The sequence below is a fragment of the Roseibium album genome (assembly GCF_001404515.1).
In the GTDB taxonomy this organism is placed as follows: Bacteria; Pseudomonadota; Alphaproteobacteria; order Rhizobiales; family Stappiaceae; genus Roseibium; species Roseibium album.
Map to the genome: position 1 here is coordinate 153972 of NZ_CXWE01000002.1, position 16779 is coordinate 170750.

Annotated in this window: 14 protein-coding genes; 11 read left to right on the forward strand and 3 right to left on the reverse strand. The window is 55.7% G+C overall.

Going from position 1 to position 16779, the window contains the following annotated elements; genetic code table 11:
• The first annotated feature begins 2 nt into the window (after positions 1-2).
• Entirely contained in the window at positions 3-878 is an 876-nt protein-coding gene (locus LA5095_RS06010) for a choline/ethanolamine kinase family protein (protein ID WP_055113045.1), read from the forward strand.
• Positions 879-886: 8 nt separating this feature from the next.
• On the forward strand, positions 887-3319 hold the full coding sequence (locus tag LA5095_RS06015; protein WP_055113047.1) for a GcvT family protein: 2433 nt from the start codon (positions 887-889) through the stop codon (positions 3317-3319).
• A 108-nt stretch (positions 3320-3427) separates the two neighbouring features.
• Here LA5095_RS06015 and LA5095_RS06020 read toward each other — a convergent pair whose 3' ends face one another.
• Positions 3428-4321, reverse strand: a complete 894-nt coding sequence (locus LA5095_RS06020; protein ID WP_055113049.1) for a LysR family transcriptional regulator — start codon at positions 4319-4321, stop codon at positions 3428-3430.
• A gap of 381 nt (positions 4322-4702) precedes the next feature.
• Here LA5095_RS06020 and LA5095_RS06030 point away from each other — a divergent pair, with 381 nt between their 5' ends.
• The 9 genes from LA5095_RS06030 to LA5095_RS06070 all read left to right on the forward strand — a co-directional run bounded on the left by LA5095_RS06030 (position 4703) and on the right by LA5095_RS06070 (position 14913).
• Positions 4703-6172 (forward strand): NAD(P)-binding domain-containing protein, encoded by a 1470-nt coding sequence (locus LA5095_RS06030; protein WP_055114194.1) that lies wholly within the window; start codon positions 4703-4705, stop codon positions 6170-6172.
• Positions 6169-6654 carry a hypothetical protein gene (locus LA5095_RS06035; protein WP_055113053.1) on the forward strand — a complete coding sequence of 162 codons (486 nt, stop codon included), beginning with the start codon at positions 6169-6171 and terminating at the stop codon, positions 6652-6654. Before LA5095_RS06030 ends, LA5095_RS06035 begins: the two co-directional genes overlap by 4 nt.
• On the forward strand, positions 6651-7238 hold the full coding sequence (locus tag LA5095_RS06040; protein ID WP_055113055.1) for a peroxidase-related enzyme: 588 nt from the start codon (positions 6651-6653) through the stop codon (positions 7236-7238). The genes LA5095_RS06035 and LA5095_RS06040 overlap by 4 nt, the downstream gene beginning before the upstream one ends.
• Positions 7239-7246: 8 nt before the next feature.
• Positions 7247-8341 (forward strand): NAD/NADP octopine/nopaline dehydrogenase family protein, encoded by a 1095-nt coding sequence (locus LA5095_RS06045; RefSeq protein ID WP_208992611.1) that lies wholly within the window; start codon positions 7247-7249, stop codon positions 8339-8341.
• 44 nt (positions 8342-8385) lie between these two features.
• The gene (locus tag LA5095_RS06050) at positions 8386-9492 is read left to right on the forward strand and encodes an ABC transporter substrate-binding protein (protein ID WP_055113060.1); all 1107 of its coding nucleotides are present in this window, start codon (positions 8386-8388) and stop codon (positions 9490-9492) included.
• An 81-nt stretch (positions 9493-9573) separates the two neighbouring features.
• A complete protein-coding gene (locus tag LA5095_RS06055; protein WP_055113062.1) occupies positions 9574-10560 on the forward strand; it encodes an ABC transporter permease in 987 nt (328 codons plus the stop codon).
• Positions 10557-11342 carry an ABC transporter permease gene (locus LA5095_RS06060; protein ID WP_029061243.1) on the forward strand — a complete coding sequence of 262 codons (786 nt, stop codon included), beginning with the start codon at positions 10557-10559 and terminating at the stop codon, positions 11340-11342. The genes LA5095_RS06055 and LA5095_RS06060 overlap by 4 nt, the downstream gene beginning before the upstream one ends.
• Before the next feature lies 1 nt (position 11343).
• Positions 11344-12429: an ABC transporter ATP-binding protein gene (locus tag LA5095_RS06065; RefSeq protein WP_055113064.1), complete on the forward strand. Its 1086-nt coding sequence runs from the start codon at positions 11344-11346 to the stop codon at positions 12427-12429.
• 423 nt (positions 12430-12852) lie between these two features.
• Positions 12853-14913: a HAMP domain-containing methyl-accepting chemotaxis protein gene (locus LA5095_RS06070; RefSeq protein ID WP_268873262.1), complete on the forward strand. Its 2061-nt coding sequence runs from the start codon at positions 12853-12855 to the stop codon at positions 14911-14913.
• Positions 14914-15069: 156 nt separating this feature from the next.
• On the opposite strand, the gene LA5095_RS06075 is transcribed toward LA5095_RS06070, so the two are convergent.
• Positions 15070-15903, reverse strand: coding sequence for a carbohydrate ABC transporter permease (locus tag LA5095_RS06075; RefSeq protein ID WP_029061246.1), 834 nt, complete (start codon positions 15901-15903; stop codon positions 15070-15072).
• Positions 15900-16760, reverse strand: coding sequence for a carbohydrate ABC transporter permease (locus LA5095_RS06080; protein ID WP_055113068.1), 861 nt, complete (start codon positions 16758-16760; stop codon positions 15900-15902). Before LA5095_RS06080 ends, LA5095_RS06075 begins: the two co-directional genes overlap by 4 nt.
• Positions 16761-16779: the final 19 nt, after the last annotated feature.

Below are 16779 nucleotides of genomic sequence, written 5' to 3' on the forward strand. Positions count from 1 at the left end.
CAATGTCTGAAACCGCAATTGCCCGCGCCGCGGCGCTTGGCTGCTTTTCCGATCCTCGGGACATCACTCCGCTGGGAGGAGGCATCACCAATGTCAATCTCATCGTGCGTGACGGCGACCGGCGCTTCGTTGTCAGGCTTGGCGATGACATACCCGAGCATGGTGTCATGCGATGGAACGAGCTGGCTCTGAGCCGCGCCGCCGAACGTGCCGGACTTTCGCCTGCGGTTGTCTACCAGGAGCCCGGTGTTCTGGTGCTGGACTTTCTTGAAGCAAAAACATTCGGGGAGGCCGACGTCAGGGAACCGGAAAACCTTCAAAGAATTGTTGCCCTGATCTCCAGGGTGCATCACGATCTTGGCGCCCACCTGACAGGACCGGTGCTGGCCTTCTGGCCATTCCAGGTCAATCGGACCTATGCCGCCCGCCTGAGTGCTGACCGGTCCCCTCATTCGGAAGTGCTGCCGGGTCTGATGAACACTCTGTCTGATCTCGAGGCAGCGGTCGGACCGGTCGATCTTGTTGTCGGTCACAATGATCTTCTTGCCGCCAATCTGCTCGATGATGGCGACAAACTGTGGCTGATCGACTGGGAATATGGTGGTTTCAATTCGCCTCTGTTCGATCTTGCCGGACTTGCCTCCAACAATGGCCTGACCGAATTGCAGGAACGCGCCATGCTCGAGCAGTATTTTGATGCCCGCCCCGAAACAAACTGGCGTGCCTACAAGGCCATGAAATGCACGTCCCTGATGCGTGAAACCCTTTGGTCAATGACCTCCGAAATCCACTCGGACCTGGACTTCGACTACGCCGCATACACAAGCGAAAACATGGACCGGCTGAACGCCGCCCTTTCCGAATTCCGTGAATTGTGAGAGCCCTCATGACACTCCCCTCATCTTCGAAGATCATTATCATTGGCGGCGGTATTGTCGGATGTTCCACGGCCTTTCATCTGGCGCAGATGGGTCAGGAAGTCCTGCTTCTGGAAAAGGCGGCCCTGACGTCCGGATCCACCTGGCATGCTGCAGGCCTGGTTGGTCAGCTGCGCTCCAACGCCAATATTACCCAGCTTCTTGGCTACTCGATCTCGCTTTATGACAGGCTGGAAGCAGAAACGGGGCAGGCCACCGGCTGGAAGATGAACGGCGGTCTCCGGCTCGCCTGCAATGAAGAACGCTGGACAGAGGTGAAACGGCAGGCGACTACGGCACACAGTTTCGGCCTGGACATGCAGCTTCTGACACCAAAGGAAGCGCAGGACCTGTGGCCGCTCATGGATATCAGCGATGTCGTTGGCGCCGCCTTTCTGCCGACGGACGGTCAGGCAAGCCCTTCGGACATCACCCAGGCCCTTGCCAAGGGAGCACGGGCTGGTGGTGCGAAACTGGTTGAAAACATGCCGGTCACCGAAATCCTGACCGAACATGGGAAGATTACAGGAGTACGCACCGCGCAAGGCGATATTGCCTGTGAAAAGCTGGTTCTGTGCTGTGGCCAGTGGACACGCGAACTGGCAGCAACGATTGGTGTCACGGTGCCCCTCGTGTCGGTCGAGCACCAATACATGATCACGGAAGCCTTTGGCGTCCCCTCGAACTTGCCGACGCTCCGCGACCCGGACCGGTTGACATATTACAAGGAGGAAGTCGGCGGACTTGTCATGGGCGGTTACGAGCCCAATGGCATTTCCTGGGCCGTCGGCGGTGTGCCGGATCCGTTCGATTTCCAGCTTCTGGACAGCAATTTCGATCACTTCGAACAACTGGTGGAGCTGTCGTTGCCCCGCGTTCCCGCTCTGGAAAGCGTTGGCGTCAAACAACTGGTCAACGGACCGGAAAGCTTCACCCCGGATGGCAATTTCATTCTGGGCGAAGCACCCGAAATGGCGAATGTCTTCATCGGAGCCGGTTTCAATGCCTTTGGCATTGCAGCAGGCGGTGGCGCTGGAATGGCACTGGCTGAATGGGTTGCCAAGGGCGAACCACCCTATGATCTCTGGCCGGTTGATATCCGGCGCTTCGGCCGCCCGCACACGGACACGGACTGGGTGCGGACCCGCACACTGGAAGCCTATGGCAAGCACTACACAATGGCCTGGCCATCGGAAGAACATGACAGCGGTCGGCCCTGCCGGCGGTCTCCGCTTTACGACCGGTTGAAATCTGCCGGCGCCGTATTTGGTGAAAAACTTGGCTGGGAACGCCCCAACTGGTTCGCGGAGGCCGATGAGGAAGCGCGTGATATCTATACGTTCGAGCGACCGAACTGGCACGATCCGGTCGGGCGTGAACACAAGGCTGCCCGTGAGGCCGCCGTTCTGTTCGACCAGACGTCATTCGCCAAATTCATCCTGAAAGGGCCCGACGCGGAAGCGGCCCTGAGCTGGATTGCCGCCAACCGCGTGGACAAACCCGTCGGGTCCATCATCTACACCCAGATGCTGAACGATCGAGGTGGCATTGAGTGTGACCTGACCTGTGTCCGCACGGCCATTGACGAATATTACATCGTCACCGGGACTGGCTTTGCCACGCATGACTTCAACTGGATAAATCGCAACATACCTGATGGGTTGAACGCCCAGCTTGTGGATGTCACATCGTCAAATGCCGTGCTTTCCCTGTTTGGCCCGAAGGCGCGCGACATATTGGCGGGCTGTACGCGCGCCGATGTCAGCGACGGGGCGTTCCCATTCGGCCAGGCGCGCCGCATCGGCATCGCCGGCTGCCCGGTGCTGGCGCTTCGCATTACCTATGTCGGGGAGCTCGGCTGGGAACTGCATCTGCCGACCGAATATGCGCAAACGGTTTACGACGCGTTGCACGAGGCAGGAATGCCGCTCGGCATGAGAAATGCCGGTTACCGCGCAATTGAGACCCTGCGTCTGGAAAAGGGCTATCGCGCCTGGGGGTCCGATATCGGCCCTGATCATACACCCGACGAAGCCGGTCTCGGCTGGGCGGTCAAAATGAAGACCAATGCCGATTTCAAGGGGCGCAGTGCCGTTCAGGCGCAGCGCGAGGGCGGCGTGAAGAAAATGCTCGCAACGTTCACAACCGACGGCGACGTTATCCTGTCAGGCCGGGAAACGATCTATCGCGACGGCGAACGTTGTGGTTGGCTCAGCTCGGGAGGATATGGCCATACACTTGGAAAGAGTATCGGCATTGGTTATGTGCGCCATCCCGGCGGCGTGACCAGGGACCACGTCCTTGACGCCGGTTATGAGCTTGAGGTTGGAACCGAACGCGTGAAAGCGGAGGTTACGCTTGCACCACTTTACGACCCGAAAATGGCAAAGATCAAGACTTGAGAAGCCGGGTTTCTCAAGGATTTCGGTAGTTTCCCAAACCGATGACAGCGGCGGTGTCACCTGCTGCCGTCTGTCCGGCGAGTGATGAGACCGAGCGCTCAGCCGTGGTCACTTGCACAGCCTGTTGACGTTTTGCACGATTTTTTCACTCTCCGCCGTGCAGGCGTCAACCAGCAGGTTGAGCCGGTCTTTCAGCGGGTTTTCATCATTGGCAAACAGTCCCCAGGCGTAGCTTATTTTTGCGGACAAGGGCCGAATCGACACGCCGTCAATCGGCACGCCCAGCGCGGTGACCGGGTCGCACAGGGCAACGCCGAGGCCTGCCCGCGCGGCCATTGCCGCACTCAAGGAAGAATTGGTGGCAATTTCGGAGGATGGTTTGATCTTCTGCTTTTCAAATGCGCGATTGATTGCGTCACGAATGCCATATCCATTGCAAATTGTTGCCAGCCGTTCGGTGTTGAAAATTGACAGAGGAATTGGCCCGTCGCCATCAAGACGGCTGCCTTTCTTGACCACTGCAACAACCAGCGATTCAAAGCGTGCAAGACACTTCAATTGATCATGGTCCCCTGGATAGGCGGAAAATCCCAGATCGGCCGTACGTTGACGAAGGGCATGCAGAACCCGTTCGGAGGTCGTCGTTTCGACATGTACAAAATCGGGCAGAACATCCGAGACACGCGACAGCACAGGCCCCACCAGACCAGCCGACATTGTCGGGGTTGCGACGATATCTATGGCCGCAATTCTTTCGTCCCTGATTGCGTGCGCCCGTTCGGTCAACTGCGACAGGTTCGCCATGACCCGCTGCGATTCTTCGAAAAACTTGATCCCTTTCTCCGTGGGAGAGATTTTGGGTCCGTTGCGTTCAAAGAGCGCAAACCCCACACGCGCTTCCAGATCTCTTACCATTCTCGTGACCGCAGGCTGGCTCACCGACAGCTTCTGGGCAGCAGCCGTCATGGATCCATATCGGACCACCGCAGCAAATGCTTCCATTGAGCGAATGTCAGGTCGCCCATTATTCTTTGTTGACATACTAGAGAACCTATCATTACGGTAAGCTATCATTGACGCATGAATATGCAGAATTAGCATAGCAAGCTACTGTGCAATCGGTAAGGGGACCGGCGCAATGACATTTGGATTTATGAATGCGGTTGTCTTTGAGATGTTCAGATCGGAACGGAATAAGGCCATCGCAGCAGTCATGAACGTGGTCGTCGGCAGAGTTTCAGGCTCTGGCGTATCTGACTGGCGCACCTCACCTGTATTCGTTCCCCTGTTGCGCTTGCAAAACACCCCTGCCCGTATCGCGGTGTCAACGAACCACTGATCGTTTGAGCTCTGTTTCAGAGAAAGTCCTGGATGGCCTGTACGATGAATCAAATTCCAAGTTCTATTGACTCGAAAGGCTTGGCGGTGCTTGAGGCGCGGCTCAAGGATGATCTGGATTTTCTTTGCTATCCTTCCAAGGACTGGGTACCGCAACAAGACGGTGTAACCGATGTCGTCATCATCGGTGGCGGCATGTGCGGCATGGTCGCCTGGTTGGCAATGACAACCGGTGGCATACGCAATATGCGCATCCTGGACCGGGCCACCAAAGGATACGAGGGGCCATGGCTGGGATATGCGCGCATGGAAACCCTGCGGTCACCAAAATTTCTGACCGGACCTGCATACGGACATGGCTCCCTGACGTTCCAGGCCTGGTATCGCGCGCAGTTTGGGACTGAGGCCTGGGACAGCCTGGACAAGATACCTCGCACGATGTGGATGGACTACCTGTCCTGGTATCGCGACGTTCTTGAGGTACCGATCGAAAACGGTGTTTCCGTCGACCACGTGGAGCCGGAAGGTGAATTGCTGAAGCTGACCGTCTCCGGAGCGGAAACAGGCACGATCATGACCCGGAAGCTGGTCTTTGCAACGGGCCGGGACGGTACGGGTGGTCCGAACATTCCAGATTTCATCAAGGGACTTCCGGCGCATCTGTGGGCGCACACCGCGGACGAGATTGATTTCGCCAGCCTGAAGGACAAACGCGTTGCCGTTATCGGCGTGGGAGCATCCGCGGTGGATAATTCTGCGGAAGCGCTCGAACACGGTGCGACGGAGGTTCGTCACCTGGTCCGCCGCAAGGAAATGCCAACGATCAACAAGATGATGGGTATCGGCAGCTACGGATTTACCGCCGGCTATGCCGAGTTGCCCGACGAGTGGCGCTGGCGCTTCATGCAATACAGCTTTGCAACGCAAACCCCGTCGCCACGCGGGTCGACGCTGCGTGTCAGCCGTCATCCGAATGCGTACTTCCATTTCAACAAGGCGACCACCCGTATCGAGCAAAGCGGCAGCTGTGCACGCATCCATTTTGCCGACGGCACATCATACGAGACGGATTTCGTCATCCTGGGGACCGGTTTCGTCATTGACCCCATGGCCAGGACGGAATTTGGCGATAAGGCAGCCGAGATCCTTCTGTGGCACGACGTGTATACTGCGCCGGACGGTGAAGAGTCCGATGACCTGGGACGTTTTCCCTATCTGAATTCCGATTTCACCTTCCGGGAAAAGACACCCGGCAAGGCACCCTGGCTGAAGAATGTCTACTGCTTCAACTACGGCGCGTCCGCGAGCCTGGGCAAGGTGAGTGGCGACATTCCGGGAATTAGCGATGGAGCCGCCTGGCTGTGCCGCGCCGTTGCAGCCTCGCTCTACAGCGAGGATATCGGGGCCCACTGGCAGGGGATGCAGGATTACGACACGCCTGAACTACTCGGTGACGAATGGGAACCGACGGAGCTTCAGGCCGGCGCACGACCGAAAGAGAGCCAGGCGGTATGAACATCTCCGACATGACGATCTTGAGCAAAGCCGGCGTGACACAGAACAGCGCATTGTCCGGCGTCGTGTCTTCGCGCGGCAACATAATCGGAATGGCACAAGTTGCCGAGGAAGCCGTGCTGCGTCCGAAGGACTCTGGAGCATTCGCGCATGACCTGCGCGCCGCAATTGCCGCGCGCGTCGCCCGCTTGGCCGGCGACGAGAGGCTTGCGGCCTATTATGCTGCGGATGCGGGGCAGTATTCAACTCTGGCTGACCCTGAAGAAACAGGAGGTCAGCAGGACGAATTGGCCGCTGTCTTGTCCTTCGTCGACAAGGTTGCGAACCAGACAAGGGAAGCCGCCGCGGAAGATGTTGCAGGATTGCAGGCTGCAGGTGTTTCCGACGCCGATATCGTGCGGCTGTGCGAACTGGTCGCATTTCTCGCTTTCCAGGTGCGCGTGATCGCAGGATTGCGACTGATGCAAAGAGAGAGCGCATGACCCGTATCGTCCACAAGTTCACCCGCAAGGTTCCCGAATGGCAGCCCCGCGTTGTGCCGGTCAAGCTTGAGGAAGCAACTCCGCAACAACTCGATGCACTCAAGGTCACCCCTTCCAACACGAAGGTGTCGGATTACGTTTTGACCCTGGCCCATGATGTTGAAAGCCTGTCCGTTCGCTCACCGCTGTTCAACGCCATCATGTATGACCGTGGCGGCATGTCGCGCGAGGAACGCGAACTTGGCGCCCTTGCGGCTTCGATGGTCAATCGCTGTGTCTATTGCGCGGCGGTTCATGCAGACCGTCATGCAAAACTGTCAAAGGATGAATCCGTAACCGACGAGCTGTTCGCCAAGGGTGAAAAGGCGGACCTGGACCCCAGAAACAGGGCTATATTCGATTTCTCCCGAAAGGCCGCCGAGGCGCCGCCTTCTGCAGGTCCGGAAGACATCGAGGCCTTGGCGAATGCCGGCCTGTCCGACGAAGAGATCTTTGATCTGATCCTGTCTTCGTCTCTGTTCGGATGGGCGAACCGGTTGATGCACGTTCTGGGTGATCCGGTGAGCCGAAAGGAAACGGCATGAAAAACCCGATGCGCATAGGCATTGCTGGTGCGGGTGCGATAGCATGCGGTACCGCAGCGCTATTGCACCGAAACAAGCACATACCCACGCTCTGGTCGCCTTCCGGCACGAGCACGACGGTCTTTGAAACCACCCCCCTGCTGGCCCATGGCGTGATCGAAACGGAATTCACGCCGGACATTGCCAATTCCGCGCAGGAACTGGCAGAGGGTTGCGACGCATTGATCCTCGCGTTGCCCGCGACCGGACACAAGAGTGTCATGGATGCGCTGGTACCCCATATCCGTGAGGGTCAGCATATCATCATCTCCTCCCATGCTTCCTTCGGTGCCGTTTACCTGACACAGGCCCTGATGGCGCGCGGCGTAAGCGCACCGGTCACCGCGTGGGGCACAACCATCGTCTCCGGCCGCCGGCTTGAAGGAAACAAGGTACGCGTCAACACCATTCGCAATCGCGTTGACCTGTGTACGGTACCTGAGGCCGCATCCGATGATGGACTGGATTTGTGCCAATTGCTGTTTGGTGACCGGTTCAAACCACGTGACGGCTTGCTGGCCATCTTGCTGTCCAATCTCAATCCGCAGAACCACCTCGGGATTGCTCTTTGCAACATCACCCGAATGGAACGGGGCGAAGACTGGAGCCAGGGCCTGAACGTGACACCGAAGGTGGGACGCTTGCTGGAACAACTTGACCTTGAGCGGCTTGCAATTGCCAAAGCACTGAATTTGGATGTGAAAACCATTTTCGAGCACTTTCACCAGAGTTTTCATGTGCCCATCGGGACGATCTCTGAAATGAACCAGCAAATGCACACCCACGGCTACGGCGGTCTTGGCCCGACGACGGCGGACAGCCGCTATGTTACCGAAGACGTTCCCTATGGACTTCAGGTGACAGCTGCACTGGGCCGGCTGGTAGACAGACCCGCCGCGTTGCATGAGGCCGGGATTAGGTTATTTTCGGCAATGTATGGCCGGGAATTCGCGCAGGAAAACGAATTTCTCCATGCGCTGGATATGGAAAGCTACAGCCTTTGCGACTTGCAGCATGCGTCCCGGACCGGGGTGCTGCACAGACCATCCACTCCAGAAACATAATGCAAAAAGGATGGATCAAACTTAACCGACTAGGAGACGCTAAGATGACCAAACTTACCATTAACCGCCGACGCTTCCTGGGGACTGCCGCCGTTGGCGCGGCAACTCTGGCCAGCCCAGCCTATCTCCGCCGCGCGAACGCCGCTGGCGGTGAAGTGAATATCTGGACGTATAACGACTTTGTCCCTGAAGCCTTCAAGAAGCAGTTTGAAGCGGACACCGGTATCAAGGTGAACATCCGCCTGGTGGACGACCAGGGCAAGCAGTTCAACCTGCTCGCCGCCGAAGCACCCAATCCCACAGTGGATATCATGACTGTGGCGGGTCACCGTTTCCTTCAGTTCATCGACAGCGACCTTCTTGCTCCGCTCGACACCGGCCGTTTGAGCAATTGGGCAAACATCAATCCAACGTTCTCGGAAAGCGACTGGTCCACGATCAACGGCAACAAATGGGGTGCGCCGATCCTGTCCGGCATGGAAGTCCTGTCCTACAACACGGACCTCGTCAGCCCCGAGGAAGCCAGGAGCTGGGACGTTCTGTTTTCCGAGAAATACAAGGGTCAGACCGCTTATATCATCCAGGACATGATGTCGATCGTCATGCTCAAGATGGGCTACGACGGCAACATGGTCGCATATCTTGACGACCCGGAAAAAGCAGCTGCAATCGTCGAGGAAGCCAAGGCATTCCTGATCGAGAAAAAGCCGCTGGTCAGAAAGTATTACGACAGCGGCGCCGAAGTGCAGCAGATGTTCATCAACCAGGATATCGCCCTGGGGCACAGCTGGAACGGTCCGGCGGCGGCTCTCATCAATGACGGCTTTCCGTTGGCCATGACCATACCGAAGGAAGGCTCCTACGGCTTCGTCTATACCTACAACATCGCCAACAACGCACCCAATGCGGACAATGCCTATACCTTCCTTGACGCCATCCTTGCCTCTCCGGAGATCGGCGCATCGATGACCAAGGCGTCCGGCTTTATCTCCACCTACAAGGATGCGTCGCAATACCTGACGGACCTGGAAAAGAAGTCGACTTCGTTCTCGGATGACGAACTTGAGAACCTTCAGTTCTTCCGTGCCGAGGCAAACGAGATGAAGTACGGGCTTGTCGATCCGGCGGTTGAAGCCATCAAGGCCGCCTGAGCCGTTGCTCTGACCGGCAGATGTACCCTTGCCCGCCCGTCGGGCGGGCAAGGCATTCAAGATTGATTGGGAGAATCCGGCATGAGCGATGACGTCGCTCCACGCGCTGGTCGCGGCCCTGACACCGCGGACAGAAAGCGTCTGACGTTCTGGGGTACATTATCAAGCTGGACACCATACCGGTTGGTGGTCGGGCTTGCGACTGCATCACCACGCCGCCAGTTTCTTATTCTCGCGGCATTTCCGCTGTTATGGGTGCTCACCCAGCACCTTGGACCCATGCTGCAGATGCTGCGGGTGAGTTTTACCGACGCCTATCCGGTGGCACCGGGGGTCGAACAGCATTTCACCCTGGACAACTATGCCCGCTTTTTCGGTGATTACATTTTCTGGCAGCCGTTTTTCCGGACACTCACCTTCGCCGGTGTCTTCACCTTCTGCACATTGATCCTGACCTATCCGGTCGCCTACTTTCTTGCGCGCCATGTCAGTCGCAAAAACCAGATGCTGATGCTTCTGCTGCTGCTTATCCCGTTCTGGGTCGGTGAAATCGTGCGCACCTATGCCATCATGATCCTTTTGGGAAACACCGGCGCGGTAAACCAGTTGCTCAAGTGGCTCAGCCTGATCGATCGGCCAATCCCCTTTATGTACACAAGCTTTTCCATGGGTGTGGGGATCGTGTACCTGACCGCGCTCTACATGCTGTTGCCGCTCTATTCCGCGCTGGAAAAACTTCCCAGAAGTTACAACGAGGCTGCTGCAGACCTTGGCGCTTCGGCCTGGACACGTTTTCGTCGGATTACGCTTCCGTTGACGCTTGAAGGGATCTCCTCGGGATGCACTCTGGTATTCCTGATATCGACCGGTTTTTATGCAACCCCGGTTCTGCTCGGAGGCCCGTCCACGACGGTGTTTGCAGAAACGATTGCAGGGTTCTTCCATGTTGCAGGCGATGAGTGGCCGACAGGTGCGGCCTTTGCAACAATCATGTTCGTCGCCGCAATCTTCCTTACCGGTGCATTCCAGAAACTCATGAACTCTCTGCGCAAAGGAGACACGAATTGAACCGTGGTAACCGCATTCTGCTCTCCTGCGTTTATTGGGCATTTGTTCTCTATGTTTTTGTTCCCTTGCTTTTGATGATCCTCATGGGTTTCAAGGACAGCAAGTTCATAGGCTTTCCGATCCGATCCTGGACTCTTGACTGGTATACCGGGGTCTTCGACGACGCCGCTGTACCGTCTGCGTTTGTCTATTCGGTCGTCATTGCGGTACTGGCAACCATGATTTCCGTCTTTGTGGGAACCTGGATCGCGGTTCTTCTGGAAGGCCGGAAATTCCTCGGCCGGACAGCGATGTTCGGTTTGACCGTCTTGCCTGCGCTGGTCCCCGGGATCATTTCCGCAATTGCTTTCCGGATTTATGCCCGGTGGCTTGGTATCGAGCCGGGAATGGGAGCGATCGTCTGGGCGCATGCGGTCCACAACGTGCCTTTTGTGGCCCTGGTGGTCATGGCGCGGTTGTCGACACTGCCGAAAAGCCAGATTGAAGCTGCGCGCGATCTGGGTGCGGACCCGATCATCGCCTTTTTGCGGATTACGCTGCCCTATCTTGTGCCGGCCATCCTAGGCGCCAGCATCTTTTGTCTGCTTCTCAGTTTTGATGACTTCGTTCGCTCCTTCTTCCTTGGAGGTTACGAACCGACCCTGCCCGTTCTGATCTTCGCCAAACTCAGGTCCGGCATGTCACCTGAAATCAATGCCATTGCGACCATCGCCCTGGTTCTGACGGCGGCAATCGGCATTTGGGCGGAGCGTTTCACGCGCCGAATGAGCAAGGATACCTGAAATGACTGACTCAAATCCTCTTGTTCGTATTGAGGGTGTCACCAAGAAATTCGGCGACACCGTTGCGCTTGACAACCTCACGCTGGATATCGCGAGAGGCGAATTTGTCACTTTCCTGGGCCCATCAGGTTGCGGCAAGTCGACGACACTCCGCATCCTGGGTGGGTTTGAGCGTCCGACGGCTGGCCGCGTCATTCTGGACGATGTGGATGTGACACTGCAGCCGCCGGAAAAGCGGCATGTGAACATGGTGTTTCAGGACTATGCGCTCTTTCCTCATATGACCGTGCGCCAGAACATTTCTTTCGGACTTGAACTCAAGGGCATGAGCAAGGCCGACATTCGCCTTAGACAGGACGAGATCATGTCCTTCCTGGAACTGGATGGCTATGGCGATCGATATCCGGGTCAGTTGTCCGGAGGACAGCGACAGCGTGTGGCTCTGGCAAGGGCACTTGCACCTGATCCCGCGCTCTTGCTGCTGGATGAGCCATTGGCTGCGCTGGACGCAAAACTGCGCGGTCAGGTTCAGCAGGAGTTGAAAGCGATCCAGCGGCGAACGCACAAGACCTTTTTCTTCGTGACCCATGACCAGGAAGAAGCCTTGACGATGTCCGACCGAATTGTGGTTATGAACCATGGCCGGGTCGAACAGGACGGCACACCTGAAGAACTGTATTTCCACCCGGCCACACGATTTGTCGCTGAATTCATTGGCGAAACAAACCTGTTGACCTGCGAGATGCGCGGTCAGGACGGTGAAGCGATCGTGATGGACTGGTTCGGCCAGACCCTGAAAGGCCAATCACAGGGCCATCGGCCCCGGGTGGGTGACACCATCACTGCATCTGTTCGACTGGAGAAGCTGGGGTTTCATGCGGCCCGCCCCGATCACAAAAATGCGGTGAAGGGAACTGTTGTCGGCAAGACCTTTCTCGGGAGCCGCATGTCGGTCGATCTGATGATCGAGGAAGCGCAAGGCGCAAGGCTGCGCGCCTTTGTGGATGCGGATGTCGGTCAATCGGTCGGCTCCGAACCCGTATGGATCGGATGGGACAGCGACAGCATGGCGGTCTTGAGAGAATAGCCGAATCTTGAGTTCCGCGGAAAGACATTTTCGGGCGAAGACTGAGCCGATAGCCAACGGTCTCCAGCTCCCGCTCAGTCCTCTGTGTATGTTTTGACCCTATTGACGCTTGAAATAACCACGTCACGTAGGAATAGTTTAATACATATTGTCATTTTTACGAAATAGAATTTGCTAGTGCATTTACCATACAATTTTAACTAGCGTATATTTTTGAAATTTATTTCAAAATAGTCAGGTATATTTTCCATATTATTGAAAAAAATCCAATTAATAAGTATTTGCACCTAAATAAAGCAATTTTCCCGTTAACCCTACCTTAGGTTGCTCTCGCATAACGTGTACCGAGTTGTTGCTGCCGCAATTGGGCAATGAATCCGGATTTGCGCATCACGTTCGATGGGTAGTCGAAAGGAAAATTCCATGTTCCTTAAAAAAGATCAGAAATCACGTGAAGGTCTTTCGAACAAAAGAAACCTTCTGACAAACTTGAAGGTTGGTAAAAAGATAGCATTGGGGTCAAGTATAATACTTGTCCTCCTGGCAATTGTATCTGCCGCTTCGTATTTCGGTCTTACTCGCGCCAATCAGGACTTTAAAGACTACAGGACGCTTGCGCGCCAGACCAACCAGATGGGCCGCATACAGGCAAACCTTCTGTCTGCACGTCTTGGTGTCAAAGACTATATCATCAAGAATTCCGAAGATGCTGCCGAGGTTGTTAGAACCCGCGCAGAAGCAACCGAAAAAATCATCCAGGAAGCAGAAGCCCTCTTTCAGGACAGCGAGCATCTTGAAACGATCGTCTCTGCGATTGACCAGATCGCGATTTACCGCTCGTCCTTCGACCAGGTCACCAAGCTTGTTGGAGATAGAAACGGATTGGTAGACGAACTGAACACTGTCGGACCGGAATCAGAACGCACGCTGACCAGGATCATGAAGAGCGCCTACGAAGATGGCGACGCATCTGCCGCGTTTTCAGCAGGTATCTCACTGCGTCATCTATTGCTGGCAAGGCTCTATTCCAATCGCTTTCTTGTCGACAATGAACAAGCCAGTGCGAACCGGTCCAACCAGGAACTCGACGATTTTGAAAAAACAGCAGCAGAGATGCTCAAGGAACTGCAAGATCCTACGCGCAGGCAACTTGCTACGGAGCTGGTTCAGCTTGCTGGCGGCTACAAATCGACGTTCAAAAAGGTTGTGGAAGTCATCCAGGCGCGCAACAGCGTCATTGCAAATACGCTCGACAAGATCGGGCCCAGGCTTGCTGACGAAATGGAACAAATCAAGCTGGCAAACAAACAAACCCAGGATACCGTCGGGCCGCGATCCACTGAAGATATTCAAAACGCGGTTGTCACGGTTGAGGCTGTTGCGGGTGCGGCCATCGTGATCGGTGTTTTGCTTGCCTTTTTGACCGGTCGTGCCATCTCCAGGCCAGTCGTGGAAATGACGGCATCCATGGAGCGACTTGCCAGTGGAGATACGTCCGCAACGATACCGGCGCGGGGGCGCCGGGACGAGATAGGACAAATGGCGGATGCGGTTCAGGTGTTCAAGGAAAATGCAATAGAATCCGAGTGTTTGCGCGAAGAGCAGACCCGGAATGAATTGCGAGTCGAGGAAGAAAAGCGAAACGCAACGTTGGAAATGGCCGACAATCTTGAAGCCAGCGTAATGAGTGTGGTTGAAAAGGTGGGATCTGCAGCAGATGAGATGAAAGCCACCGCGCAATTCATGTCGGAAGCTTCTGAACAAACCACGTCTCGTGCAACCACTGTCGCAAGCGCTTCTGAAGAGGCTACCGTCACAGCACAAACGGTTGCGTCCGCCTCGGAGGAATTATCGAATTCCATCCAGGAGATCACACGCCAGGTTGATGACGCCAAAGGATTGGCAGCCGAGGGCAAGGAACGTGCGATATCGACCAACCAGGCGGTGCAAGGTCTGTCGGATGGCGCACAAAAGATCGGTGACGTGGTTGATCTCATCAACGCGATCGCAGAGCAGACAAATCTTCTGGCGTTGAATGCGACGATCGAAGCCGCAAGAGCGGGCGAATCCGGGAAAGGCTTTGCCGTGGTCGCATCCGAGGTCAAGGAACTTGCATCGCAAACAGCAAAGGCGACTGAGGAAATCAGGCAGCAGATCGGTACCATGCAGGAATCGACGAACGTTACTGTTGGCGAAATCGAAAATGTTGTGCAGGCAATGTCTCAAATCAGCGAAATGACAGAAGCGGTCTCATTCTCCGTCGGAGAACAGAACGCGGCAACCCGCGACATTGCGACAAACATCCAGCAAACGGCATCGGGAACGCAGGATGTTTCCGAGAACATCCTGGAAGTTAACAGCGCTGCGCAACAATCCAGCGAGGCTGCCGGACGCGTTGTTTCGGTAGTGGACGACCTCAACAGTCAATCCGATGTTCTGAAACGCGAGCTTCAGCAGTTTCTCGCATCCTTGCGCGCCGCGTGAATGGCAATGACGCAAACTCCCGGAAACACCCGCCTCCATGAATGCAAGACTGGATGACACGGGGTTTTCGGGGGTAAGCACTGCGGATGGAGCAAAGCACCTTGAAAAGGGTACTTCGTGGATCCGATGCCGGAATAAATCGTGACAGGTCACAAGTTATCCCTTTACCGCTCCAGCGATCATTGACCGGCTGATGTGCTTGTACATCAGGATCCCGAGGACCACGGGCGTGACGGACGCCACGATGATAACGGCTGCTGCGACACCCCATTGAACGCCACCACCACCGGACGAAAAGAAAAACGATGCACCAACGGTCATCGGAACGGCGTCCGTCGTGGTCAGCATCAGACCGAATAGAAACTCGTTCCAGGCCGTAATGAAGCTGAATATGAAGACCGTCGCCAAGGCCGGAAGGCAGATGGGAAACACGATCTTCAGCAGGATGACGAAGATGCGCGCACCGTCGATCCGCGCCGCTTCATCCAGTTCGAACGGAACATCATTGATGGCGTTGACAAGGATCAGCAGCGCAAGAGGCAAATTGACCACCGCAAGGATCAAGCCAAGTCCAAGTGGTGTGTCGAGCAATCCAACGCTCTGGTACATCATGTAAAGAGGGATCGCGAAGATGATCAGCGGCATCGCCCGCAGGTTTACGACGGTCGGAAATATCAAACTCTTGCCATAGCCCCTCCGGGCAACCGCATATGCAAGCGGAAAACAGAGAACAATCGGCAGCACGGACGCGATTGTCGACGCTATCAGACTGTTCTGGAGATAGGAAAAGATGTTCAGACGCTCGGAAACTTCCAAAATCGAAGCATAATTCTCAAGCGTGGGACTCTGCACGAAAATCCCCGGATTTCGGCTGATTTCAGCCGCTGTCTTGAGTGATGCGGACAGAGTGGCAAGGACCGGAAAGTTGATGATCAACGCTACCAGAATGAAAACCAGCCAACGGATCAGATTTTTGACCTTCTGACTCATGCACCGCTCCTGCGAAGCAGCCGTCCCGCAAAAAACAGGGCCAGAAATGAAACACAAAACAGGATCACGGATGCGGCAATCGCGTTGCCAATTTCGCCGGACCTGAAGAACGAAAGATAGATGTAGATCGACAGGGATGTCGTCGCCCCGCCTGCACCAGCGCCTGTCAGGACGAAGATATTGTCGAAAACACGGAAGCCGTCGATGAACCGGACGAAGAACGCGACTGCGATCGTCGGGAGCATCATGGGCATTTCGATGTGCCAGAACATGCGCAGCCCGCGTGCACCATCAACGGCGGCAGCCTCCCGCATTTCTCCGGGGATGGCCTCGTAGGCCATGAAAAACAACAGGAATGCGAATGGTGTCCATTGCAGCGTTTCGATCGTGAAGACCGTCGTGAACACGTTTTCCCTGCTCAAGAATGCGGGACTGTCGCCCAGCCAGTAGAACATATAGTGCGGCAGGGCACCTACAAATTCATGCAGCAACAGCCGGTACATCAGCCCCATCATCGCGGGCGCGATCATCATGGGCATGATGAGGACGGCAATCATCCAGGTATTCTTGCGAATGATCGGTGCAAGGTACACGGCAAGAACAAGGCCCAGGATGCATTCGGCAAACGCGGTTGCCAACCCGAATTTCATCGAAAACCAGGACGCCGACCAAAACTCGGGATCATTGAGGATGGAAATATAGTTCTGACCGCCATTAAATGTTGGAGAGCGCAGGTTCTCGAAGGAAACCTCGGAAAAACTGTAGATGATATCCAGGATTGTCGGAAATCCCAGCATCACCAGAAGGAACAGAACCAACGGGGTCGCCAGGATCCGATTCTCGGTCGATCGGGTCATGTCTCAATCCAGAATTTGT